Source organism: Rhodoferax sp. GW821-FHT10B06 (assembly GCF_059415605.1).
In genome coordinates, this window is the sequence record NZ_JBWKNO010000012.1 from 41,789 (window position 1) to 64,129 (window position 22,341).

Annotated in this window: 19 protein-coding genes; 9 read left to right on the forward strand and 10 right to left on the reverse strand. The window is 63.7% G+C overall.

Annotated elements, in window-relative coordinates:
- Positions 1-55 precede the first annotated feature (55 nt).
- A complete protein-coding gene (locus AC07O2_RS17870) occupies positions 56-544 on the forward strand; it encodes a MarR family winged helix-turn-helix transcriptional regulator (RefSeq protein ID WP_495077094.1) in 489 nt (162 codons plus the stop codon).
- A gap of 28 nt (positions 545-572) precedes the next feature.
- The gene (locus AC07O2_RS17875) at positions 573-1,826 is read left to right on the forward strand and encodes a putative Na+/H+ antiporter (RefSeq protein ID WP_495077095.1); all 1,254 of its coding nucleotides are present in this window, start codon (positions 573-575) and stop codon (positions 1,824-1,826) included.
- 61 nt (positions 1,827-1,887) lie between these two features.
- Here AC07O2_RS17875 and AC07O2_RS17880 read toward each other — a convergent pair whose 3' ends face one another.
- From AC07O2_RS17880 to AC07O2_RS17895, 4 genes are all read right to left on the reverse strand, one after another.
- Positions 1,888-2,616, reverse strand: a complete 729-nt coding sequence (locus tag AC07O2_RS17880; protein WP_495077197.1) for an MgtC/SapB family protein — start codon at positions 2,614-2,616, stop codon at positions 1,888-1,890.
- Positions 2,617-2,652: 36 nt separating this feature from the next.
- On the reverse strand, positions 2,653-5,331 hold the full coding sequence (mgtA, locus tag AC07O2_RS17885) for a magnesium-translocating P-type ATPase (protein ID WP_495077096.1): 2,679 nt from the start codon (positions 5,329-5,331) through the stop codon (positions 2,653-2,655).
- 193 nt (positions 5,332-5,524) lie between these two features.
- A complete protein-coding gene (locus AC07O2_RS17890; protein ID WP_495077097.1) occupies positions 5,525-5,743 on the reverse strand; it encodes a hypothetical protein in 219 nt (72 codons plus the stop codon).
- Between the two features lie 381 nt (positions 5,744-6,124).
- Positions 6,125-8,101, reverse strand: coding sequence for a secretin GspD/PilQ domain-containing protein (locus tag AC07O2_RS17895; RefSeq protein ID WP_495077098.1), 1,977 nt, complete (start codon positions 8,099-8,101; stop codon positions 6,125-6,127).
- 355 nt (positions 8,102-8,456) lie between these two features.
- Between AC07O2_RS17895 and AC07O2_RS17900 the strand changes: the two genes are divergently transcribed.
- The 3 genes from AC07O2_RS17900 to AC07O2_RS17910 all read left to right on the forward strand — a co-directional run bounded on the left by AC07O2_RS17900 (position 8,457) and on the right by AC07O2_RS17910 (position 11,642).
- Positions 8,457-10,025: a trypsin-like serine peptidase gene (locus AC07O2_RS17900; protein ID WP_495077099.1), complete on the forward strand. Its 1,569-nt coding sequence runs from the start codon at positions 8,457-8,459 to the stop codon at positions 10,023-10,025.
- A 127-nt stretch (positions 10,026-10,152) separates the two neighbouring features.
- Entirely contained in the window at positions 10,153-10,977 is an 825-nt protein-coding gene (locus tag AC07O2_RS17905; protein ID WP_495077100.1) for an undecaprenyl-diphosphate phosphatase, read from the forward strand.
- 14 nt (positions 10,978-10,991) lie between these two features.
- On the forward strand, positions 10,992-11,642 hold the full coding sequence (locus AC07O2_RS17910) for an HAD family hydrolase (RefSeq protein WP_495077101.1): 651 nt from the start codon (positions 10,992-10,994) through the stop codon (positions 11,640-11,642).
- An 18-nt stretch (positions 11,643-11,660) separates the two neighbouring features.
- Here the strand turns inward: AC07O2_RS17910 and AC07O2_RS17915 are convergent, their stop codons facing one another.
- From AC07O2_RS17915 to mutS, 3 genes are all read right to left on the reverse strand, one after another.
- Positions 11,661-12,467, reverse strand: a complete 807-nt coding sequence (locus tag AC07O2_RS17915) for an alpha/beta hydrolase (protein WP_495077198.1) — start codon at positions 12,465-12,467, stop codon at positions 11,661-11,663.
- Between the two features lie 83 nt (positions 12,468-12,550).
- Positions 12,551-13,378, reverse strand: coding sequence for a proteasome-type protease (locus tag AC07O2_RS17920; RefSeq protein WP_495077102.1), 828 nt, complete (start codon positions 13,376-13,378; stop codon positions 12,551-12,553).
- A 30-nt stretch (positions 13,379-13,408) separates the two neighbouring features.
- On the reverse strand, positions 13,409-16,048 hold the full coding sequence (gene mutS / locus AC07O2_RS17925) for a DNA mismatch repair protein MutS (RefSeq protein ID WP_495077103.1): 2,640 nt from the start codon (positions 16,046-16,048) through the stop codon (positions 13,409-13,411).
- A gap of 175 nt (positions 16,049-16,223) precedes the next feature.
- On the opposite strand from mutS, the gene AC07O2_RS17930 reads away from it, so the two are divergent.
- Complete coding sequence (locus AC07O2_RS17930) at positions 16,224-16,682, forward strand: hypothetical protein (protein WP_495077104.1); 459 nt, start codon at positions 16,224-16,226, stop codon at positions 16,680-16,682.
- A 15-nt stretch (positions 16,683-16,697) separates the two neighbouring features.
- On the opposite strand, the gene AC07O2_RS17935 is transcribed toward AC07O2_RS17930, so the two are convergent.
- From AC07O2_RS17935 to AC07O2_RS17945, 3 genes are read right to left on the reverse strand one after another with little or no spacing between them, the layout of a single operon-like run.
- Positions 16,698-17,111 (reverse strand): RNA-binding S4 domain-containing protein, encoded by a 414-nt coding sequence (locus tag AC07O2_RS17935; protein ID WP_495077105.1) that lies wholly within the window; start codon positions 17,109-17,111, stop codon positions 16,698-16,700.
- Between the two features lie 10 nt (positions 17,112-17,121).
- On the reverse strand, positions 17,122-18,522 hold the full coding sequence (locus tag AC07O2_RS17940) for a sensor histidine kinase (RefSeq protein ID WP_495077106.1): 1,401 nt from the start codon (positions 18,520-18,522) through the stop codon (positions 17,122-17,124).
- Positions 18,519-19,211: a response regulator gene (locus AC07O2_RS17945; RefSeq protein WP_495077107.1), complete on the reverse strand. Its 693-nt coding sequence runs from the start codon at positions 19,209-19,211 to the stop codon at positions 18,519-18,521. Before AC07O2_RS17945 ends, AC07O2_RS17940 begins: the two co-directional genes overlap by 4 nt.
- Positions 19,212-19,327: 116 nt before the next feature.
- Here AC07O2_RS17945 and AC07O2_RS17950 point away from each other — a divergent pair, with 116 nt between their 5' ends.
- Genes AC07O2_RS17950 through AC07O2_RS17960 form a run of 3 tightly spaced genes read left to right on the forward strand, consistent with a single transcriptional unit; the run spans position 19,328 to position 22,300 of the window.
- The gene (locus AC07O2_RS17950; RefSeq protein ID WP_495077108.1) at positions 19,328-20,287 is read left to right on the forward strand and encodes a tripartite tricarboxylate transporter substrate binding protein; all 960 of its coding nucleotides are present in this window, start codon (positions 19,328-19,330) and stop codon (positions 20,285-20,287) included.
- A gap of 4 nt (positions 20,288-20,291) precedes the next feature.
- Positions 20,292-20,798 carry a tripartite tricarboxylate transporter TctB family protein gene (locus AC07O2_RS17955; RefSeq protein ID WP_495077109.1) on the forward strand — a complete coding sequence of 169 codons (507 nt, stop codon included), beginning with the start codon at positions 20,292-20,294 and terminating at the stop codon, positions 20,796-20,798.
- Entirely contained in the window at positions 20,798-22,300 is a 1,503-nt protein-coding gene (locus tag AC07O2_RS17960) for a tripartite tricarboxylate transporter permease (RefSeq protein WP_495077110.1), read from the forward strand. Before AC07O2_RS17955 ends, AC07O2_RS17960 begins: the two co-directional genes overlap by 1 nt.
- Positions 22,301-22,341 lie beyond the last annotated feature (41 nt).

Genomic DNA, 22,341 nt, shown 5'->3' on the forward strand with positions numbered 1-22,341 from the left:
GGGAGGGTGTGAATAGGCTGCGTTTGATTTTATATTTCCCCAAATATAATTAGGCATGACCCGTAAAAAGCAGACCGTTGTGGACCCCGCCAGCACCGCCCAGGTGCTACGCCGCTTTCGCGTGGTGTTCAATGCCGTGCGCAGCCATTTCCAGCAGGTGGAGAACCAGGTGGGCCTGGGGGGCGCCCAGGTGTGGGCGCTGGGGGTGGTGCGCGACAGCCCGGGCATAGGTATGGGGGCTTTGGCCCAGCGCATGGACATCCACCAGTCCACCGCCAGCAATCTGGTCAAAACCCTGCAGCGCAAAGAACTCGTTCAGCTGGAGAAGGCGCCCGAGGATCGGCGCAATGTGCGTTTGACGGCGACACCCGCCGGCCTGGCCGTGCTGCAGCAGGTGCCTGGCCCGTTTGAGGGCGTGCTGCCGCAGGCTCTGGGTAAACTGCCTGCAGCCAGCCTGCAAAGGCTGGACCAGGATTTGGCCGAACTGATAGGGCTGCTGAAGGCCGATGAAGAGGCAGGCAGCATTCCGCTGGCCGAGCTGTGATGTATCCAACCTACTTTCTACCCATGCCATGCAAGCCTCACTGATACAGACCGTCGCCGCCGCCTTGTTCGCGCTGGCGCTGCTGCACACCTTTGCCGCCAAATGGTTTGAGGGCCTGGCCCACCGCCACCCGCGCCATGCTGGCTTGTTCCACATCCTGGGCGAGGTGGAGGTGGTGTTTGGCCTGTGGGCTTTTGTGCTGGTGGTGGCGATGGCGTTGCTGACTACAGGCGCCGAGGCGCTGGCCTATGCCGAGTCGCGCCACTACACCGAGCCCTTGTTTGTTTTCGTCGTGATGGTGGTGGCCGCATCGCGTCCGGTGCTGGCGCTGGTGCAAAGCAGTTTGATGGCCGTGGCGCGCCTGGTGCCTTTGCCCACGCCGGTGGTGTTGGCCTGGCTGGGCCTGGCCCTGGTGCCGCTGCTGGGTTCGCTGATCACCGAGCCGGCGGCCATGACGCTGGCCGCGTTGATTCTGGCGCCGCTGGTGTTCCGCCAGGGCCCGCCCGAATGGCTGAAGTACGGCGCGCTGGGCGTGCTGTTTGTCAACGTGTCCATTGGCGGCACGCTGACCTCGTACGCCGCGCCGCCGGTGCTGATGGTGGCGGCCGCCTGGCAGTGGGACAGCGCCTTCATGGCCAGTACCTTCGGCTGGCGCGCCTGCGTGGCGGTGCTGGTGAATGCGACCGTGCTGGTGTTTCTGCTGCGCCGCCATTTGCACACACCTGCCGCGGGCAGCGTGGGCCCCGGTGCGCCGGTGCCCTTGCTGGTGAGCCTGATCCACCTGGGCTTTCTGGCTGCGGTGGTGGTGTTTGCACACCACCCGGTGGTGTTCATCGGCCTGTTTCTGTTCTTCATCGGCTACACCCAGGCCTATGTACAGCACCAAAGCCCGCTGATCCTGAAAGAGGGGTTGCTGGTCGGCTTCTTTCTGGCCGGGCTGGTGGTGCTGGGCGGCATGCAGCAGTGGTGGCTGCAGCCTATCGTGTCCAGCCTGGCCCCCACGGCGCTGTTCTTCGGCGCGCTGGGCCTGACCGCGCTGACGGACAACGCGGCGCTGACTTATCTGGGATCACTGATCGAGGGTATCTCCATCCAGTCGCAGTACATGCTGGTAGCCGGTGCCGTGGCCGGCGGGGGCTTGACGGTGATTGCCAATGCGCCCAACCCGGCGGGTGTGGCGCTGCTGCGGCGTGGTTTTAATGAAGAGTCCATCGGCGCGCTGGGCTTGCTGGCTGGGGCGCTGGTGCCTACCGCCGTGGCGGCAGCCATGTTTTTGCTGTAGATTTGATAGCTGCTAGCGCAGGCAATACCTGCGCTAGCGGCCATTTTTATTAACAATAGCGTCAGTCCTCCGTGCTGGAGCTCCAGAAGGCCTGGACCACACCTGCCTGTGCTTCGAGCAAGGCCATTACCTGGTCCAGTTCGTCGGCCTCTACCGCCGTGGCGTACAGCACGGCGGCAATCTCGGCGTCTGCCTGGCCAAAAGGGTGCTGGTCTACATCGCGCACCGGGTAGCTGGCCTGCTCCAGCAGTTCCACCAGTTTTTCACGCACGTCGGCCTGGGCCTCGCGCTTGCATATGGCGTAGACGGTGTAGGTGGCTTCGCTGGTTTCCTCGTTCACCGGGCGGCGGTTGATGCGGTTGACCACCGGGCGCAGTAGCGTGTTGCTGGCCAGCACAAACAGCGCCGCCAGCGCGGCCTCGGCCACCAGGCCGGCGCCGGCGCAGGCCCCCACGGCACCCGAACCCCACAGAGTGGCGGCGGTGTTCAGGCCGGTCACATTGGCGCCTTCTTTCATGATGGCACCCGCACCCAGAAAGCCTATGCCCGACACCACATAGGCCACGATGGTGACGGCACCTTGCCCGCCGCCATGCAGTTCAAACAGCCGGTCGCCCAGCGAGACAAAAATGGCGGCGCCTACCGCAACCAGGGTGTTGGTGCGCAGGCCTGCGGTGCGCTGGCGCACCTGGCGTTCCAGGCCAATCATGCCGCCGAGCACAAAGGCCGTGGCCAGACGGATGAGGGTGTCCAGCAGCGCCAGAGCATCGAAATATTGCAGAGCTTCCAGTGTTTTCATGCGGTGTTATCGTTTCTATAAATGGTCTTATTGCCAGCCAAATTTGCGGATGTAAAACTGCTTCAGCCATGTCGTCAGGACCATATAGGCCAGCAGAATCGCCCCTAGCCACGGGAAGTAGGACAGCGGCAGCGCCTGCAGTTTGAAGTAAGCGGCCAGCGGCCCCATGGGCAGGAAAATGCCGGCCGCCATGGTCAGCACCGTCATCAGCATCAGCGGCCAGGCCGCGCGGCTTTCAATGAACGGAATCTTCGGCGTGCGGATCATGTGTACGATCATGGTTTGGGTGAGCAGGCCCACCACGAACCAGCCCGACTGGAACAGCGTTTGCTGGGCCGCGTTATCGGCTTTGAAGACAAACCACATCAGCACAAAAGTGGTGATGTCGAAGACCGAGCTGATGGGCCCGAAGAACACCATGAAGCGGCCGATGTCGGCCGGGTTCCATTTCAGCGGCGCCTGCAGCAGCTCGTCGTCCACGTTGTCAAACGGGATGGCGATCTGCGATACGTCGTACATCAGGTTTTGCACCAGCAAGTGCAGTGACAGCATGGGCAAAAACGGAATGAACGCGCTGGCCACTAGCACCGAAAACACGTTGCCAAAGTTGGAGCTGGCCGTCATGCGGATGTACTTCAGCATATTGCTGAAGGTCTTGCGGCCTTCGATCACGCCTTGTTCCAGCACCATCAGGCTTTTTTCCAGCAGGATCAGGTCGGCGGCTTCCTTGGCGATGTCCACCGCGCTGTCTACCGAGATGCCGATGTCGGCGGCACGCAGGGCGGGTGCGTCGTTGATGCCATCGCCCAGAAAGCCCACCACATGGCCGTTGGCCCGCAGAGCGCGTACCAATCGTTCCTTGTTCAGCGGCGATAGTTTGGCAAATACATTGCGATGCTCCACAGCATGGGCCAGCGCGGCGTCGTCCATCTTGTCGATCTGGTGGCCGAGCAGTACGCCCTGCACCTGCAGACCCACCTGTCGGCAGACCATGGCGGTGACGAGTTCGTTGTCGCCGGTCAGCACCTTCACCGCCACGCCGTAGTCCGCCAGGGCCTTCAAAGCCGGGGCGGTGGACTCCTTCGGTGGGTCCAGGAAGGCGACGTAACCCAGCAGCGTCAGCCCGGTTTCATCGGCCACCGCATACACGGTGTGGCTGCTTGGCGTCGTCTTCATGGCAACGGCCACGACGCGCAGGCCTTCGGCATTCAGCTGGCGGGTGACGTCCTGGATACGCAGCAGCATGTGCGCGTCCAGCGGCACATCTTGTCCATCTACCCGCACCTGGGTGCAAACCGACAGCATTTCCTCCACCGCGCCTTTGCAGATGAGTTCGTGCTGGTCTTGCTGCCCGTCTACCACCACCGACATGCGCCGGCGCTGGAAGTCAAACGGCACCTCATCGATCTTGCGATAGCCCTGCGCCAGCGGCGCCTTGGCTTGCAGATCCACATGGTTCAGCACCGCGCGGTCCAGCAGATTCTTCAGGCCGGTCTGGTAGTAGCTGTTCAGGTAGGCGTACTGCAGCACCTGTGCGGAAGTGTTGCCGAACACATCGGTGTGGCGCTCCAGAACGATTTTGTCCTGGGTCAGCGTGCCGGTCTTGTCGGTGCACAGCACGTCCATGGCGCCGAAGTTCTGGATGGCGTCCAGGCGCTTGACTACCACCTTGCGGCGCGACAGGATGACAGCGCCCTTGGCCAGCGTGGAGGTGACGATCATCGGCAGCATTTCAGGCGTCAGGCCCACGGCGATGGACAGGGCAAACAACAGGGCCTCGGCCCAGTCGCCCTTGGTGAAGCCGTTGATCAGCAGCACCAGCGGCGCCATCACCAGGGCAAAGCGGATCAGCAGCCAGCTGACGCTGTTCACCCCTGCCTGGAACGCGGTGGGTGCGCGGTCGCTGCGGGTGACGCGCAGGGCCAGGGTGCCAAAGTAGGTGTTGTTGCCGGTGGTGACCACCAGGGCCAGGGCGGAGCCGGACACCACGTTGCTGCCCATGAAGAGCAGGTTGGCCTGTTCCAGCAAGTTGTCGCTACCCGAGCGGCGCTCTGCAAACTTTTCCACCGGCAAGGATTCGCCCGTCATGGCCGACTGGCTGATGAACAGGTCCTTGGCGCTCAGTACCCGGCAGTCCGCCGGGACCATGTCGCCGGCCGATAGCTGTAGCAGGTCGCCGGGTACCAGCTGCTGGATGGGCAGCTCGGTGTGCGTCGGCGGCATGTCGGCATGCGCCGCGTCCCGCCGCAGCACCGTAGTCGTGTTGCTCACCATGGCCTTCAACTGGGCAGACGCGCGGTTGGAGCGGCCTTCTTGCACAAAGCGGATCAGGGTGGACAAGACCACCATGCTGGCGATTACCACCGTACCCTTGTCGTCGTCGGTCAGATAGGACACGCTGGCCAGTGCCGTCAGCAGCAGGTTGAACGGGTTGCTATAGCAGCGCCACAGATGCAGCCACCAGGGTGCGGGCTTTTCATGTGCCACCTCGTTGGGGCCCACCTGCTCCAGCCGGTGTGCAGCCTGCGCATGCTCCAGTCCGTTGGCCTGCGTATCCAGCCGGGTCAGCAGCGCCTGCACGTCGTCCATGGCGGCGCGCAGCATCAGGCGGGAGAGGTGGGTGGCCGAAGCCGGTTCGGTTTGGGTTGGTGTGCCTGCTCGGCGGCGCAGCAGCGCAGCGCGGGGATCGAGGGTGCGGAACAGCATGGGATCTCCTGGTGGCCGTGGCCCAGGAGCAAACGCCTCACGTGTTCAGGTGAGCCGGTGCCTCCAGGTCAGGGCCGGATGCGAGGGTTGGAAATAAATGGCAGTGGTGGCGGGAAGGCGGCGCATGCAGCGCCTACTGGGTGACGGGTCCATAGGACATCTCCTTTGCTAAAAATGGCTTGCGAGCAGGGGCTCAGCGTGAACCTGCAAAAGCTTTGCTGTGCTGCAGTTGTAAAAAGCAGCGCAAGCGGTGGGTGGGCCAGACGCAGCCGTGGTCCAGCGCGTTGACGGCGTCCAGGGTCTGGGTATCCGTCTTGGCGGCGGGTGCATGCAGTGGCGTGGCCGCAGCCAGTGCGGCGTGGGCGGGCACATGGGCAGCCTGGTTCCGGCGGGGGGCAAAGGGTAACGGCATCGCGCGCTCCTGTACAAAGCAGGGCGCCCGAACGTTGACGGAGCAGCAGCAATAGATTGCCGGCAAAGACCAGGCTTTGCCTCAGCAATTACAAGCAATGGGAAGGGGAGTGCGCTTACTTTCGCGCGGTGGGCTACACCGTCTGAAAGAGGTTCTGGTGGCTGTCTTAGCAGCCCCACAACCACAGATAACGTGGCGTCAGATGGCTGATAAGACAGCGGCTATCGCGGATACCGCGGCACACTTCACATCACAACAACAACTGGCACTGTCCACGTTGGGCACTCCAAAATTAAGATGGGCGGATTATTGCGGTGCAACATGGCTGCGTCAACCATGCGGATCAGAAATTTACCTAAGTTTTCAGAGTCGGTTCGCGATCTAGTGGGCGCCCGGCGTGCTGGGCGGCAGCAGGGGCAGGCTGGTGTCTGGCGGCAGTTGGTGGATGTCCATTGGCATCTCCTTCTGCTTGGCGCGGATGTAGTCGTAGCGGTCCATCGATAGCGCGTCGCTGGCGTTTTCATCGGCCATTACGACCGGGCGCAGAAACACCAGCAGATTGGTCTTTTTGCGTGTGCGGCTCATGCTGCGGAACAGCGCGCCGAGAAAGGGCACATCCGCAATGCCCGGTACCTGCGCCGCGTCGTCGGTGTGGCTGTCTTCGATCAGGCCTCCCAGCACAATGGTCTTGCCGTTGTTGACCATGACGGTGGATTCGATGGAGCGCTTGTTGGTGGTAGGCCCGGTAGTGGAGCTGGTGGATGCCACCGACGAAGACTCCTGGTAGATGGTCATGCGGATGCTGCCGTTCTGGCCGATCTGTGGGCGTATGCGCAAGGTGATGCCCACGTCTTTGCGCTCTATGGTCTGGAACGGGTTGGAGCTGGTGCTGGTGGTGTACGAGCCGGTGATGAAGGGCACGTTCTGCCCCACCACGATCTTGGCCTCTTCGTTGTCCAGCGTCACGATGTTGGCGGTGGACAGGATGTTGGTGCCGGTCATCTCCTCTAGCGCCTTGGCCACTGTGCCCAGGGTCAGGGTGGTGGTGGTGCTGACATCGAACAACGAGGCCCACTGCACGCCCAGGTCCACAGTCTTGGTGGCGTCCACTTCTACCACTAGCGACTCCACATACAGCTGTGCGCGCCGCGAGTCCAGCTGCTCGATGATGGGGTACATCTCGCGGAAGCGGGGCTCGGGCGCGGTGATGATCAGGGCGTTGCTGGCCGGGTCGGCCTGGATGCCGCCGCCGGTGGAGGGCTGGGCCGTGGCGGTGACGGGTGCGCTGGCCTGTGAGCTATCACTGCTGCTACCGCTGCTCGAACTGGAGCTATTGCTGGCGACCTGGGCCACGCTGGGTGTGCTGGCGCTGCCGGAGCTGCTGCTACCACCACCGCTGGTCGAGTCCGTTGGGAAGGCGGCACGCAGCACCTTGGCCAGGCGGGTGGCGTCGGCATTCTTCAGGTAGATCACCCGCACATTGCTGTTCGCCCGGGGCCGGTCCAGCCGGGCCACCAGGGAGCGTATGAAGGCCAGTTGCGCCAGGTTGGGCGCACGCACCAGCAGGCTGTTGCTTTGCGTGTCCGCAAGTACCGAGGCGCCGCCGTTGGAAGCCGTGGCCGTGCTGGCAGCTGCAGGGGCGGTGGCTGCGCCCGGGCTGGGCGTGGCGGCGGCGCTGCTACTGGTGCTGCCAGTTTTGCCGCCGGAGCTGTCGGTCAGGCGCTGCACGGTTGCGGCCAGGTCGGCTGCCAGCGCGTGCTGCAGGGGCATGACCTCCACATCGGTGGCGCTGGGAGTGTCCATCGCGGCAATGATGGTACGCAGCCGGCCCAGGTTGTTGGCGTAGTCGGTGATGACAAGGGAGTTGTTGCCGCTGTTCACGTTGATCACGTTGTTGGCGCTGATCAGCGGGCGCAGCACCGACACCAGGTTGTTGGCGTTCTCATAGTTCAGCTTGAAGATCTCGGTGACGATCTGGTCGCCGCGCTGGGGGCCGGAGTCCAGCCGCACCGACTCGGACTGCAGCTTGCCCTCGGTCTCGGGCACTATTTTGTACAGCCCCGCCGTCTCCACCATGGTGTAACCCTGCATGCGCAGGGCCGCCAGAAATTGGTCCCAGGCCTTGGCCGGCGTGATGGGCGTGTCACTGCTCAGCGACAGCGTGCCTTTGACGCGCGGGTCCACCACCAGGTTACGGCCGGTGATCACGGCCAGGGTGCGGGCAACGGCCTCTATCTCGGCGTTGGAGAAATTCAGTGTGATGGCTTTCGATGCTGGTGCTGCCGCCAAAGCGGGGAACGCCAGGCTCTGCAGTAACAGGACCAGCCCCAGAAGGGAAACGCGGGAGAAGTAGGGCATCGGAATCGGGTGGCGCGTGGAAGCAAGAAAGGGCGGCAGAGCGGCGTGTGCCTGCTCTGCGGCGGTGAATCGCCCACGGGGTGTTTGCAACCGGGGGCCGGCGCATTCTGCGTCCACCATGTGGAGGAAATATATGCCTTGTGTATGGCTTTATGAAGCAACCGGGTAATCGCTGCCTGAATGGTTGGTTGCGCTTCAAATTTAATAGCTTTCTTCGTTGTATTTATATGCGGCAGAGTGACTTTTTTCTGAATATTTAAGATTGTGTAAAGAGTGGGTGTCTGTGGCTGGGCTAGGCCGTGAACACGTGTCTGCAGTACGTATGATTGGCGCAATTGCTTTACGGAGATGGTGAATGGCAGATGTTTTGAAACTGGGAGCCTGGGCGGCAGTGCTTGTGCTGGCGGGCTGCGGCGGCGGTAGTGGTGGAGGTTCTTCCTCCACGACCACCACGACGACAACGACTACGACGACCTGTTCCTCGTCCGCGCTGAATGGCGTGAGTAGCGTAGCCAAGTCGGCGTCGTTGGATACCGCGGTGCAGGTCGAGCCCATGCTGAGCCAGGGCTCCGATGTTTCGCCCATCCAGGCGCGCAGCGGCACGGCCATCAACGCCTGGTCGATCAGCCTGGGCACGCTGAGCCAGGCCCGCCTGGCCGAGGTGTCACAGAGCAGCAGCGTCGGCGTGCCGCGCCGTATCGGCCTGGCACGCGACGTGGTGTTGACCGCCAGCGTGGACAGCACGGCCGCGGTGCTGGGCTGGCAGAGCACGGTCAGCGGCGGCCAGCGCGCAGCCATCAGTTTCAGCTCCGAAGACGCCAAGGGTCTGCGCCTGGGTATGCTGGTGAAAAGCCTGCCTGCCGACGCTACGGTGCGCGTCTATGCGCAGGATGCAAGCACGGCCTATGTGGTCTCTGGCCAGACCGTGCTGGATGCCGTGCAGCGCAATCTGGACAGTGGCGACAGCAGCGACAACGCGCGTACCTACTGGACTCCGCTGGTGCAAGGCCAGGAGGCCACGCTGGAGATAGAGCTACCCGCCCAGGTCGCCACCAGTACGGTGCAGATTGCCGTGCCTCGCCTGTCGCATCTGGTGGTGTCGCCGCTGGATTCCAGCACGGTCACCGCCCGTGCCATTGGTAGTTCAGGCAGTTGCGAGGTGGATGTGAACTGCAACAGCAGCTATAGCAGCAAGGAGAGCAATGCCGTGGCCCGCATGGTGTTTGCTTCCGGCGGCACGCTGTACCAGTGCTCGGGTACGCTGCTGAACGATACAAGCTCCAGTGGCACGCCGTACTTTCTGTCGGCCAACCACTGCATCTCCACCCAGACCGAGGCCAGCAGCCTGCAGACCTACTGGTTCTATCGCTCTGCCAGCTGCAACAGTACTGCGCTGAGCTCGTCTTCCACGACCCGCATCGGCGGCGCCACCTTGCTGTATGCCAACAGCGGAACCGATACCTCGTTCATGCGTCTGCTCGACACGCCGCCTACGGGGGCCATGTATGCGGGCTGGTTGGTGGACCCGGCCACCATAGGTGCCACCGTGGCTGGCCTGCATTTCCCCGAGGGTGATCTGGAGAAGGTCAGCACCGGTACCGTGGCTTCGTTCCAGTTGTGCAGCCAAATAAGCTCCACGTCGCAGAGCCGGACTTGTTCCTTGTCCAGCGTGACCAGCGGCAATTTCCTGAATGCGGTGTTCACCAGCGGCGCTACGGAAGAGGGCAGCAGCGGCTCGCCGCTGTTCCAGACCTCGTCCAGTGGTGGCCACTATCTGGTGGGGCAACTTTTTGGTGGTGATTCCAGCTGTACCAACCAAAGTGGCAGCAATATCTACGGCCGCTTCGACCAGGCCTACAGTGCGGCGCTGAGCCAGTGGTTGGGTAGCACCGGCACCAGCGCGAGCAGCACCTGCGGCAGTTGATCGCTGCGGGGCAGGTTCGGGCCTGCCCTGCGCACAGGGTGTAAAGAAAAGCAACGCGCCCGAGTCCCGTTTGTAGTGTCTTGTCGCGCTGTGATAATCGCTGCACAACAGTTTTTAGGGAGCGTGCGTGGACATTATTTTGCTGATCAAAGCGACCATCATGGGCATTGTGGAGGGGCTGACCGAGTTCCTGCCCATCTCCAGTACCGGCCACCTGATCCTGACCGGCACCTTGCTGGGCATGACGGATGACAAGTCCAAGGTGTTCGATATCGCTATCCAGACCGGCGCCATTCTGGCCGTCATCATCGTCTACTGGAAGCGTATCTCAGGTTCGGTGAGCGAGTTTTCCACCAGTCCCAAGGCACGCAGTTTCGTGTTCAACGTGGCGCTGGGCTTTTTGCCTGCCGGCTTGATTGGCTTCTTCGTCTACAAGAAGATCAAGGACTATCTGTTCAATGCCCCGGTGGTGGCGGCGGCCTTCATCGTCGGCGGTCTGATCATTCTGTGGGTGGAGCGCTACGCCAAGCCCAAGGCCCGTGTGCAAGACATCGACGACATGACCGCCTGGGATGCCGTCAAGGTGGGCTTTGTGCAATGCCTGGGCATGATCCCCGGCACCAGCCGCTCGGGCTCCACCATCATCGGCGGCATGCTCTTGGGCCTGTCGCGCAAGACGGCTACCGACTTCAGCTTCTTCCTGGCCATTCCGACCCTGATCTCTGCCGGGGGCTACAGCCTGTGGAAGGAGCGGGCCTCCTTGTCCATGGCTGACTTCCCGCTGTTCGCGGTGGGTTTCATCGTCAGCTTTCTGGCGGCCTGGCTGTGCATACGTTGGCTGCTGCGCTACATCGCCAACCACAGCTTTGAAGTGTTTGCCTGGTACCGCATCGCCTTCGGTCTGGTGGTGTTGGCCACTTGGTGGACCGGCACAGTGAACTGGGCGGCGTAAACCGGATGGTGGCCATGCGTATAGATGCCGTCATTTTTGATGCCGACGGTACCCTCGTGGACAGTGAGGAGCCGGGCATGGAGGTGATGTTCGAGATGGCCCGCGCCCACGGCGTGGACCTGACGCGTGCGCAGGCCTTCCAGCAGTTCCGTGGGGCGCGCATGGCGGATTGCGTGGCCTGGATTGCGTCGCAGTTGCCGTCCACCTCACCGGCTTTCGAAGCCGATTTCACGCTGCAGGTGCGCCGTCAGATGGAGCTTCGCTTCCGCCAGGGCCTGGAGGCCTTGCCAGGGGCACTGGCGCTGCTGCAAAGTCTGCAATTGCCATTCTGTGTGGCCACCAACGGCCCGCGCGCCAAGGTGGAGCTGACGCTGGGCCTGACGGGGCTGTTGCCCTTGTTGGGCGAGCGTATTTTTTGTGCTTACGAAGTGGGCTCTTTCAAGCCCGACCCCGGGCTCTTCCTGCATGCGGCCCAGGCCCTGGGCGCACAACCCCGCCATTGCGCGGTGGTGGAAGATAGCCTGCCCGGTGTACAGGCCGGGCTGGCCGCCGACATGCAGGTATTTTGCTTACACCCGCGTGAAGGCATGCCTGCGGAGATGGCCGAGCGGGTTGTCTTTATCGATGGACTGGCTGCGCTGCAGCCCTTCTTTACGCCGCGCTGAGTTAGGCCAAGCTGAGGTTCAGCCACCGCCCATGTTGCGCAGCGCTGCTTCAATAGCGGCTGCGGTGGCCAGCGGTTTTTCCATGGGAAAGAGGTGGCTGCCGTCCAGCATCATGGTGCGGCCATGGGTGACCTTGTTGGTCAGCGTCATGCCGACCTGGCGTATCTCAGCCGACTGCGTACCGCCTATGAAGGCCGCAGGGCATTTCAGCGGGTGGTGGCGCAGCAGACTTTCCAGGTTGTCGGGCAGGGTGTTGTAGATGGCGGTTTCTACCGCGCGGTCAAAGCCCAGCACGCGCTTGCCGTCCAGGTCTTGCATGCCATGCACCACATAGTCTTGCAGCACCTGCGGGTCCCAGCGGGCGAAGGCTTTCTTGCTTTGAAAATGCTCCAGCGCTGCCTGCTGGCTGGGCCAGTGCTGGCGGCGCCCTTTGCTGACTTTGCCGGGTGATACGGTTTCGACCATCTTGGTTCGCTTGAAGGCGCCCAGCGTGGTGGCGCGCCAGCCACCCACCAGGGGCGAGTCCAGCAGCAGTACGCCGCGGGCCAGCTCCGGGTGCCGCGCGGCGGTCATCAGGCTCAAAAATCCGCCCAGCGAATGCCCCACCAGAAACGCCGGCTCGCCCTGCTGGGCCACCACCTTGGCCGCAAAGTCGGCCAACTGGTGCACCAGCTGCGGCCAGTTGTTGCTGACCGGGTAGCGCGGGTCATGGCCGACTTTTTCCAGCGCTTGCACCGCGTAGCCGCGGGCGCGCAGGTTGTCGAACAGGACACGGTAGGTGGATGCCGGGAAGCTATTGGCGTGCGCGAAGATGATGGATTGCATGACTGCCATTGTGTGCAATTGGACGGCAGAGGGCAGTCACGTAAGTTCAGCATACGCCATCGCATGGGGCGTTGCCTGCGGCTCTAGATCAGCCGTTCGTTGGGCGTGGTGATTTTGCGCAGCGGCTTGCCGCGGCCGGATTCCACCATCAGCGGCACGTTGGTGGCCTCGCCATTCCACATCGGGTCTTCGATGCTGTCGAACACTTCGCGCAGCTTCTTGCCCCAGCTGCTGTGCAGCATGCGGAAGTAGGGGTTGTTTTCGTCCATGCATACCACTTTGTCGGTCTGGAATTTGTTGGCTTCGTAGACCACCAGGTCCAGTGGCAGGCCGACGGAGAGGTTGGACTTGAGCGTGGAGTCCATGGACACCAGCGCGCATTTGGCGGCCTCGTCCAGCGGGGTGTCGGGGGAAATGACCCGGTCCAGCACCGGTTTGCCGTACTTGGATTCGCCGATCTGGAAGTATTGTGTTTCGTGCGTGGCTTCGATGAAGTTACCGGCCGAATAGACCTGGAACAGGCGCATGCCTTCGCCTTTGATCTGGCCGCCGAAGATCATGGAGGCATTGAATTCCACCCCGGCCTGCCGCAGCGATGCGGCGTCGCGCTCGTACACATGGCGCACGGCGGCGCCCAACACGCGGGCCGCGTCGAACATGCTCTTGGCGTTCCAGATGGTGATGGGTTCGCTGTCTTCGTGTTCCTTCAGCTGCTCGACCTGCAGGATCTCGCGGATGGACTGCGAGATGCTCAGGTTGCCGGCCGACAGCAGCACCATGAAGCGGTCGTCCGGCTTTTCATAGACGATCATCTTGCGGAAGGTGCTGATCTGGTCCAGGCCGGCATTGGTGCGGGAGTCGGACAGGAAAACCAGTCCGGCATTGAGTTTGATGGCGACGCAGTAGGTCATGGCGCAATAGATTCGTGGTGGAGCAGCAGGTCAGCCCTGCTCGCGTTGGGCTAGTTTCTTGAGGCTGTACAGGGCCTCCAGGGCGTCGCGGGGGGACAGCGTGTCGGGCTGGATGGCCGCCAGCGCTGATTCTACGGGGCCAGGCCCCAATTGCACCGGCTCGGGCGGGGCGGCGAACAGGTCTACCTGTGCCTGGCTGCCTTGGGCGTGGTCCTCCAGCGCGGCCAGGGTGTGGCGGGCGTGGTTTAGCACGGCGGCCGGCATGCCGGCCAGGCGCGCCACCTGGATACCGTAGCTGCGGCTGGCCGGGCCGGGCTGCAGCTCGTGCAGGAAGACAATGTCGCGGCCCGATTCGGCTGCGCTCACATGCATGTTCACCGCGCCATGGTGTGAGGCCGGGAACTCGGTCAGCTCGAAGTAGTGCGTGGCAAACAGGCAGAAGGCCTGGGTTTTGTCGTGCAGGTGCGCTGCAATGCCGCTGGCCAGGGCCAGGCCGTCAAAGGTGGAAGTACCGCGGCCGATCTCGTCCATCAGCACCAGGCTGTGGGCGGTGGCGCTGTGCAGGATTTGCGCGGCCTCGGTCATTTCCACCATGAAGGTCGATTGGGCATTCGCCAGGTCATCCGCAGCACCGATACGGGTGTGGATGGCGTCTATCGGCCCAAGGCGGCAGCTGTCGGCCGGCACATAGCTGCCCATGCTGGCCAGCAGCACGATGATGGCCACCTGGCGCATATAGGTCGATTTACCGCCCATGTTCGGCCCGGTGATGATCTGCATGCGCTGGCGGTGGCCCATGGCCGTGTCGTTGGCGATGAAGCTGGCGCTGGAGTTTTCGGCCAGGCGCGCCTCCACCACGGGGTGGCGGCCACCTTCGATGGCAATGCAGGGTTCCTTGACGAATACCGGCGCGCACCAGTTCAAGGTCAGGGATCGCTCGGCCAGGGTGCACAGCACGTCTAGCGCGGCCAGGGCATAGGCCAGCTGGCCTAGGCGCGGCACAAAGGCCTGTAGCTGGTCCAGCAGCTGTTCAAACAGCCATTTCTCGCGCGACAGCGCGCGTTCCTGGGCGCTCAGGGCTTTGTCTTCAAAGGCCTTGAGCTCGGGGGTGATGAAGCGTTCGGCGTTCTTCAGTGTTTGGCGGCGCCGGTAGTCGTCGGGCACCTTGTCCACCTGGCCCTGGGTGACCTCGATGTAGAAGCCGTGCACCTTGTTGAACTGCACGCGCAGATTGGCAATGCCGGTGCGGGCTTTTTCACGGGTTTCCAGGTCCAGCAGAAAGGCATCGCAATTGGTCTGGATAGCGCGCAGCTCGTCCAGCTCGGCGTCAAAGCCGTGGTTGATCACGCCGCCATCGCGCACCAGGGCGGCGGGTTCGTCCAGGATGGCGCGCTGTAGCAGGGCGGCACAGCCTTCGGGTGGTTGCAGCGCGCCAGCGATTTGAGCCAAATACGGCGTTTGCGCAGGTATTGCCTGCAGTAGTAGCTCTGTTTTTTGTAGCGTGTACTGCAAGGCCACCAGTTCGCGTGGGCGCACCTGGCGCAGCGCGATGCGGGCGCTGATGCGCTCCACATCGCCGCTGCCCTTGAGCTGTTCGCGCAGGCGCTGGCCCATGCCGGCTTCGCGCAGCACGCCGATGGCTTGCAGGCGCAGCGCGGCTTCGCTGCGGTCGCGCTGGGGCTCCAGCAGCCAGCGCTTCAGGGCCCGGCTGCCCATGCTGGTGCTGCAGGTGTCGAGCAGGGAGAACAGCGTAGGCTTGTCTTCGCCGCGCAGGGTTTGGGTCAGCTCCAGGTTGCGCCGGGTGCTCAGCGGCAGGCTGATGCTGGCATCGCTTTTCTGCACGCGGATGGTCTGTACGTGGGACAGCGCGCGGCCCTGGGTGTGCTCGGCAAAGGTCAGCAGCGCAGCAGCGGCGGCATGGGCCTGGGGCAGGTCTTCTGCCTGCCAGGCTTCCAGGCTGGCAGCGTGCAACTGCTCCAGCAGCTTGCGCTGGCCCAGGGCAGCGTCGAACTGCCAGGCCGGGCGCGCGGTGCTGGACAGGGCAGTGGCCGACGCGCGCTTCAGCGCCTGGATGCGTTGGCTGAAGCTGGCGCTGGCATCGGCGCTGTGCAGCAGCTCGCTGGGGGCGATGCGCGTCACCCAAGCCTCCAGCTCGTCGCTGGGGCATTCGGCCAGGTGGATTTCGGCCCGCGTCACGCTCAGCCATGCCAGGCCGCAGCTGTTGCGCGGGCCTTGGTGCACGGCCAGTAGCACGGATTCGGTCTTGTCGGCCAGCAGCTCGGGGTCAAGCAGTGTGCCGGGGGTGACCACGCGCACCACCTTGCGTTCCACCGGGCCCTTGCCCGTGACCTCGCCCACCTGCTCGCAAATCGCCACCGATTCGCCCAGCTTGATGAGCTTGGCCAGGTAGCCTTCCATGGAGTGGAAGGGCACGCCGCACATGGGGATGGGCTGGCCAGCGGTCTGGCCGCGCTTGGTCAGCGTGATGTCCAGCAGGGCCGTGGCCTTCTCGGCATCGCCGAAGAACAGCTCATAGAAATCGCCCATGCGGTAGAACACCAGGGTCTCAGGATGCTCGTTTTTGATGGCCAGGTACTGCTGCATCATGGGCGTGTGGCCCGAGAGATCTACGGGGCTGGCCGCTGGCTGTGATTGGGTTTTGGTTCCCATGTGTTGGATGTGATGTGGGGGAAACAGGTAGTCGGGTAATCGATGGAATGCGCGTGCGGGTGGGCGGCTAGGCCCAGACCGTGCATTATCGTTGACGGCTTCCTGGGCCCGCGGCTGGTATCGCTGTGTAAACCTGCTTGAAAACCGGTGACCCGAGGCCGAGAATTAGCTCGTCATGGCCGCAATATCCACAATCAGCTCCAGCAGCAGTCTGGTCGCCCCCTACACGGCGGGCAACGGGCTGGTTGGGCTCAATCAGCTCACGGATCAGGCCATACAGCAGTCCAGTGACGCGTCCATCATTGCGTCGTTTGGCTCTGGCGCTGCCACCACCCCAACTTACACCGCGGCGGGCCTGCTGAATTCCTATCTGCAGGCCGGCACCAGTGCGGTTGCCGATACGGCGCAGTCCAATGCGGCGGATTTGCTGGGCTCCACCGAAACGGGCACGCCGGTCAGCAGCAGCGATCTGGCGATTGCGTCGGGCGAGTACGGCAGCGTGGCGGCCAGCCAAAGCGATGCCAATGCCACGAACTGGACGGCGGCTCTGAAAAGCAATCCCGCCCTGGCCTACCAGGTGGTGGCCGACAGCAAGAACCAGGGTTTGATCAGCGCGTTTTCCGCGTTCGCCTAGTTTTTCTAGTCTTTTTCAGTCATCCACCGAGGCACTCCACCGATCGCCCCAGGCCTGGCCTGCCTGGTCCAGGTCGCGGCGTTGGCGCTTGGTGGGGCGGCCGTGGTCCAGGCTGAGGGCCGGCTCCGGGGCCAGGCGGCGCTGCTCGGCGGCGGCGGTGCGGGTTTGCAGGCTTTCTGGTGTTTCGGCGTACAAGGCTTGGGCGACAGGGGCCGGGCCGCGCGCCTGGCTGATGCCGATTACCACCACGGTGCGCACCATGGGGCCCTGGCGCAGGGTGATGTGGTCGCCGGCCTTGATTTCACGCGCGGGTTTGACGTCCTGGCCGGCGACTTGCACCCGGCCCTTGTTGACCTCTTCGGTGGCCAGGCTGCGGGTCTTGTAGAAGCGGGCGGCCCATAGCCATTTGTCGATACGTAGTTTTTCCATCGTCCTCGGGTCAGGTTGTCAGGGGCAAGCGCACGCAGGCGTTCAGCCCGTCGTGCTGGCCCTGCCGGCTGCGGTTTTGCAGGCTGATGGTACCGCCCAGGGCGTGCACGATCTCCTGGCAGATCGATAAACCCATACCGGAGCCATGGTGCACGTCACCGGCCGAGAACGGCTGGTACAGGCGGCGCGCCAACTCGGGCGAGATGCCCGGGCCGTTGTCGGCAATGCGCAGCTGGGCGTGGCGGCCCTCCAGGCTGAGCTGGACTTCCAGCGTACCGCCATGGGGGCTGTATTTGATGGCGTTGTGCAGCAGGTTGCGCGTCAGCTCGCGCAGCATCCAGTCGTGGGCGCGCACCTGTGCGGGCTGGGTGTCCAGCGCGAAGTCCAGGTCTTTGTCGGCCAGCAGCGGTGACAGGTCCAGGGCCACGGCGCGTACGGCCTCGGCCCAATCCAGGGGCTGGGCGTCGTCCTGCTGGCGCAGTTGCTCCACCTTGGCCAGGGCCAGCATCTGGTTCGCCAGGGTGGTGGCGCGGTCTACCGTGGCGTTGATTTCATGCAGGGCCTGTAGCGGCTCGACGTCGCTGCGCAGGGCGGACTGGACCTGGGTTTTCAGCACTGCCAAGGGTGTGCGCAACTGGTGCGCCGCGTCGCGCACAAAGCGTTTCTGGTGGTCCAGCAAGTGCTGCAGGCGGTCCATGACCTGGTTGGTGGCGTCCAGCAGGGGGCGCAGTTCGCGCGGTGCGTCTGGGGCAGCCAGGCGAGTCAGGTCGCCCTCGGGGCGGTCTTGCAATGTGCGGCTGAGCTGGCGTACCGGGCCGGTGGCGTGCTGCACCACGGCGACTACCAGCACGGCGATGACCAGGATCAGCGCGGCCTGGCGCCACAGGGTGTCGATCAGGATCTGGCGCGCCAGGGTGTGGCGCAGCTCCAGGGTTTCGCCCACCTGGATCACAGCCATGGCGCGACCGGTCTGGGTGGCCACCGGTTGCAGCAGCACGGCCACGCGCACGGGCTCCTCCCCCACGCTGTCGTTGTAGAAGTCCACCAGCGCGGCATAGGGTGGGCGCTGGGGGATGCTGCCATGCCAGAAGGGCAACACGGTGTAGCCCGATACCAGCTGCCCGTCCAGGCTGGAGACGCGGTAGAACATCTTGCTTTTGTTGTCGGCCTCGAAGGCCTCCAGCGCAGCATAGGGCACGGTGGCGCGCAGCACGGCTTTGTCGTCGTAGCCGTCTACCTCCAGCTCTTCGCCGATCGACTTGGCCGACGCCAGCAGGCTGCGGTCATAGGCGGTGGTGACGGCTTCCAGCGCCTGCTCGTACAGGCTGTAGGTATTGATGCCCACCACCAACAGCACTGGCAGCAAAATCCCCAGTAGCAGGGTGCTGCGCAGGGAGCGGCTGGGTTTCAAGCGCTTTCCTTGAGCAGATAGCCCAGGCCGCGCAGTGTCATCAGGTGCACACCGGTGGCGCTGAGCTTTTTACGCAAGCGGTAGGCCACTACTTCGATGGCTTCGTACTGCACCTCTTGCGCACCAGGGAAGACGAGTTCAAACAGACGCTCTTTGCTGACCGCATGGCCGGGTTGGGCCATCAATGGGCGCAGCATGGCCAGCTCGCGCGGGCTAAGCTCCAGCGGCTGGTCCAGGTGGTAGAGGACGCCGCTCTCTTTTTCATAGCGCAGTGCGCCCAGATTGATTGCGCTGGAGGCCGATTTTTCTTCAAAACCAAATGCGGATTCGTTGCTGCGCCGGGCCAGGGCGCGCAGCCGGGCTTCGAGCTCTTCCAGGTCGAAGGGTTTGGGCAGGTAGTCGTCGGCACCGGTGTTCAGGCCCAGGATCTTGTCGCCCACGGTGCCGCGCGCTGTGAGTATCAGCACCGGCGTGCGCAGACCCTGTTTGCGGGCGGCAGCCAGCACCTGCAGGCCGTCCATGCTGGGCAGGGACAGGTCCAGCAGCACCACGTCGGGCGGTGCGGCCAGCCACAGGTCCAGCGCGGCGCGGCCGTCGCCACAGGCTTGCACCCGCATACCTTGCCGGCCCAGCGCGCGCAGCAGCGTGGTTTGCATGGCCGGGTCATCTTCCACCAGTAGTAATCGCATAGGCGAGACTGTAAGCGCCCGTGGGGCCTAGCATTTTCCCTAGTGCTTTTCGACAGCCAACTGACAGGCTGGCTTTGCATCATCGACCAATTCCAACAATCCACAAGGAGACCGCGATGCGTCGTGATGTTTTTCTGAAGTCCCTGGCGGCACTGGCCGCAGCCGGAACCCTGCCTCTGTCGGCCCGCGCCGCTCCCAACATCAAGATGATGATCCCCGCCAACCCGGGTGGCGGCTGGGACACCACGGGCCGTGCCCTGGGCAAGGCCATGACGGATGCCCAGGTGGCCGATACCGTGAGCTTTGACAACAAGGGCGGCGCTGCGGGCGCCTTGGGCCTGGCGCAGTTCGTCAACGGCAACAAGGGTGACCCGAACGCCGTGATGGTGATGGGTGCCGTGATGCTGGGCGGCATCATCACCGGCAAGCCACCGGTCAGCCTGTCGCAGGCGACTCCGCTTGCCCGGCTGACCACCGAGTACAACGTGTTCGTGCTGCCGGCCAACTCGCCCTACAAGTCCATGAAGGAAGTGGTGGAGCAGCTGAAGAAGGATCCGGGCAGCATCAAATGGGGCGGCGGCTCGCGCGGCTCCACCGAGCACATCGCCGCGGCCATGATTGCCCGCGACGTGGGCGTGGATCCGTCCAAGATCAACTACGTGGCCTTCCGGGGCGGCGGCGAGGCGACTGCGGCCATCCTGGGCGGCAACGTCACGGTGGGCGGCAGCGGCCTGAGCGAGTTCTCTGAATACATCAAGACCGGCAAGATGAAGGCGCTGGCCGTGACCTCGGGCACGCGCATGAAGGGCGTGGACATCCCGACCCTGAAGGAGATGGGCATCAATGTGGAGATCGGCAACTGGCGCGGCGTCTATGGCGCGGCCGGCATCACGCCAGAGCAGCGCAAGCAGTTGATTGACGTGCTGGTCAAGGCTACCAAGTCCAAGGCCTGGGCCGAGGCGGTGGAAAAGAACAACTGGACGCCCGCGCTGCTGACCGGGGCCGAGTTCGAGAAGTTCGTGGACGACGACTTCGCCAGCTTGCGCGCGACCATGGTCAAGTCGGGCATGGTGTAAGGCCATGGCGTTGGCTGTGCGATCTCCCCAGACCTGGATTGGTCTGGGTACGGTGGGCCTGGGTGCGGCCATGGCGCTGGGTGCGCTGGGCATCACCTCCGAGGCCGGCTATGCGGGCGTGGGCCCCAACTTTCTACCCTGGGTGGTGGCGCTGGTGCTGTGCGTGCTGGGTGCCTGGATGGTGTGGGAGGCCAGCACTGGCGGCTTCCGCGCCATGGACGAGGCCTCGGGTGCCGAGCGGGCCGATTGGGCGGCGTTTGCCTGGGTGTCGGTCGGCATTTTGGCGAATGCGGCACTGATCACCAGCCTGGGTTTCATTTTGAGCTGCACTCTGTGCTTTGCCTTGGCGGTGCGCGGTTTTACCTCGGCCGAAGGGCAACGCGGCCGGGGGCTGCGGGCCAGCCTGCGCGATGTGCTGGTGGGTCTTTTGATTTCCGCTCCGGTGTACTGGATGTTTACCAAACTATTGGCCATCAACTTGCCTGGCCTGACACAGACGGGGTGGCTGTAATGGATATCTGGAACAACTTGCTGCAGGGTTTCATCACTGCAGGCACACCCATCAACCTGCTGTGGGCTCTGCTGGGCTGCACCCTGGGCACGGCGATTGGCGTGCTGCCGGGCATTGGCCCCGCGACTGCGGTGGCGATGCTGCTGCCCATCACGGTAAAGGTCGAGGCCACGGCTTCGATGATCTTTTTTGCGGGCATCTACTACGGCGCGATGTACGGCGGCTCCACCACCTCCATCTTGCTGAATACGCCGGGTGAGACGGGCTCCATGGTCACGGCCATGGAGGGCAACAAGATGGCCAAGAGCGGCCGGGCTGGCGCGGCGCTGGCCACGGCGGCCATAGGCTCGTTCGTGGCGGGCACCATCGCCACGGTGCTGGTGACGCTGTTTGCACCCCTGGTGGCGACCTATGCGGTGCGGCTGGGGCCACCCGAGTACTTCCTGCTGATGTTGCTGGCCTTCACCACTGTGAGCGCGGTGCTGGGCAAGAGCACGCTGCGCGGGTTGACCTCGCTGTTCATCGGCCTGGCCATGGGTCTGGTGGGGCTGGACCAGTTGACCGGCGCGGCCCGCTACACCGGCGGTGTACCTGAGCTGATGGACGGACTGGAGGTGGTGCTGATTGCCGTGGGCCTGTTCGCCGTGAGCGAGGCTTTGTACAACGTGATGTTCGAAGGGCGCGTGGCCGAGTCGCGCAACCCGATGAGCAAGGTGCATATGACGGCGGCCGAGTGGAAGCGCTCCTGGCCGGCCTGGCTGCGGGCCACCTTCATCGGCTTTCCGTTCGGCACCATTCCGGCGGGTGGTAGCGAGATTCCTACCTTTCTGAGCTACGCAGTGGAGAAAAAGATCTCCAAGCACAAGGAGGAGTTTGGCACTACCGGCGCCATCGAGGGCGTGGCCGGGCCGGAGGCGGCGAACAACGCGGCCATCACCGCCACGCTGATTCCGTTGTTGACGCTGGGCATCCCGACCTCGAACACGGCGGCTATTTTGCTCGGCGCCTTTCAGAACTACGGCATACAGCCGGGTCCGCAGCTGTTTGACACCAACGCCTCACTGGTGTGGGCGCTGATTGCCTCGCTCTACATCGGCAATGTGATGTTGCTGGTGCTGAACCTGCCCATGGTGGGCCTGTGGGTCAAGCTGCTGAAGATTCCCAAGCCCCAGCTGTACGCCGGCATCCTGATTTTCGCCACGGTGGGTGTGTACGGCATGCGCCAGAGCGCGTTCGACCTGGTGCTGCTGTACGGTATAGGCCTGCTGGGCGTGGTGATGCGGCGCTTTGACTTCCCGACCGCACCGGTGGTGGTGGGCATGATCCTGGGCCCGCTGGCCGAGGCTCAGATGCGCAACGCGTTGTCGATAGGCGAGGGCAAGTGGACGGTGTTCCTGGAGCGGCCCATGTCTGTGACCTTGCTGGTGGTGGTGCTGTCCGTGTTGCTGCTGCCGCGTATCGTGAAGGCCGTGAGCGCCAAAAAAGCAGCTTTACCTGCCTAGCCTGGTTTGGGCATCAAAATAGCGGCTGGCGCACGTAGCAT

What these genes read in the sequence shown, in the direction of transcription:
- AC07O2_RS17870 (WP_495077094.1), top strand. Translation starts at nt 56, where the DNA reads ATGACCCGTAAAAAGCAGACCGTTGTGGACCCCGCCAGCACCGCCCAG.
- AC07O2_RS17875 (WP_495077095.1), top strand. Translation starts at nt 573, where the DNA reads ATGCAAGCCTCACTGATACAGACCGTCGCCGCCGCCTTGTTCGCGCTG.
- mgtA (WP_495077096.1), bottom strand. Translation starts at nt 5,331, where the DNA reads ATGCTGTTCCGCACCCTCGATCCCCGCGCTGCGCTGCTGCGCCGCCGA.
- AC07O2_RS17890 (WP_495077097.1), bottom strand. Translation starts at nt 5,743, where the DNA reads ATGCCGTTACCCTTTGCCCCCCGCCGGAACCAGGCTGCCCATGTGCCC.
- AC07O2_RS17895 (WP_495077098.1), bottom strand. Translation starts at nt 8,101, where the DNA reads ATGCCCTACTTCTCCCGCGTTTCCCTTCTGGGGCTGGTCCTGTTACTG.
- AC07O2_RS17900 (WP_495077099.1), top strand. Translation starts at nt 8,457, where the DNA reads ATGGCAGATGTTTTGAAACTGGGAGCCTGGGCGGCAGTGCTTGTGCTG.
- AC07O2_RS17910 (WP_495077101.1), top strand. Translation starts at nt 10,992, where the DNA reads ATGCGTATAGATGCCGTCATTTTTGATGCCGACGGTACCCTCGTGGAC.
- AC07O2_RS17915 (WP_495077198.1), bottom strand. Translation starts at nt 12,467, where the DNA reads ATGCAATCCATCATCTTCGCGCACGCCAATAGCTTCCCGGCATCCACC.
- AC07O2_RS17920 (WP_495077102.1), bottom strand. Translation starts at nt 13,378, where the DNA reads ATGACCTACTGCGTCGCCATCAAACTCAATGCCGGACTGGTTTTCCTG.
- mutS (WP_495077103.1), bottom strand. Translation starts at nt 16,048, where the DNA reads ATGGGAACCAAAACCCAATCACAGCCAGCGGCCAGCCCCGTAGATCTC.
- AC07O2_RS17930 (WP_495077104.1), top strand. Translation starts at nt 16,224, where the DNA reads ATGGCCGCAATATCCACAATCAGCTCCAGCAGCAGTCTGGTCGCCCCC.
- AC07O2_RS17935 (WP_495077105.1), bottom strand. Translation starts at nt 17,111, where the DNA reads ATGGAAAAACTACGTATCGACAAATGGCTATGGGCCGCCCGCTTCTAC.
- AC07O2_RS17945 (WP_495077107.1), bottom strand. Translation starts at nt 19,211, where the DNA reads ATGCGATTACTACTGGTGGAAGATGACCCGGCCATGCAAACCACGCTG.
- AC07O2_RS17950 (WP_495077108.1), top strand. Translation starts at nt 19,328, where the DNA reads ATGCGTCGTGATGTTTTTCTGAAGTCCCTGGCGGCACTGGCCGCAGCC.
- AC07O2_RS17955 (WP_495077109.1), top strand. Translation starts at nt 20,292, where the DNA reads ATGGCGTTGGCTGTGCGATCTCCCCAGACCTGGATTGGTCTGGGTACG.
- AC07O2_RS17960 (WP_495077110.1), top strand. Translation starts at nt 20,798, where the DNA reads ATGGATATCTGGAACAACTTGCTGCAGGGTTTCATCACTGCAGGCACA.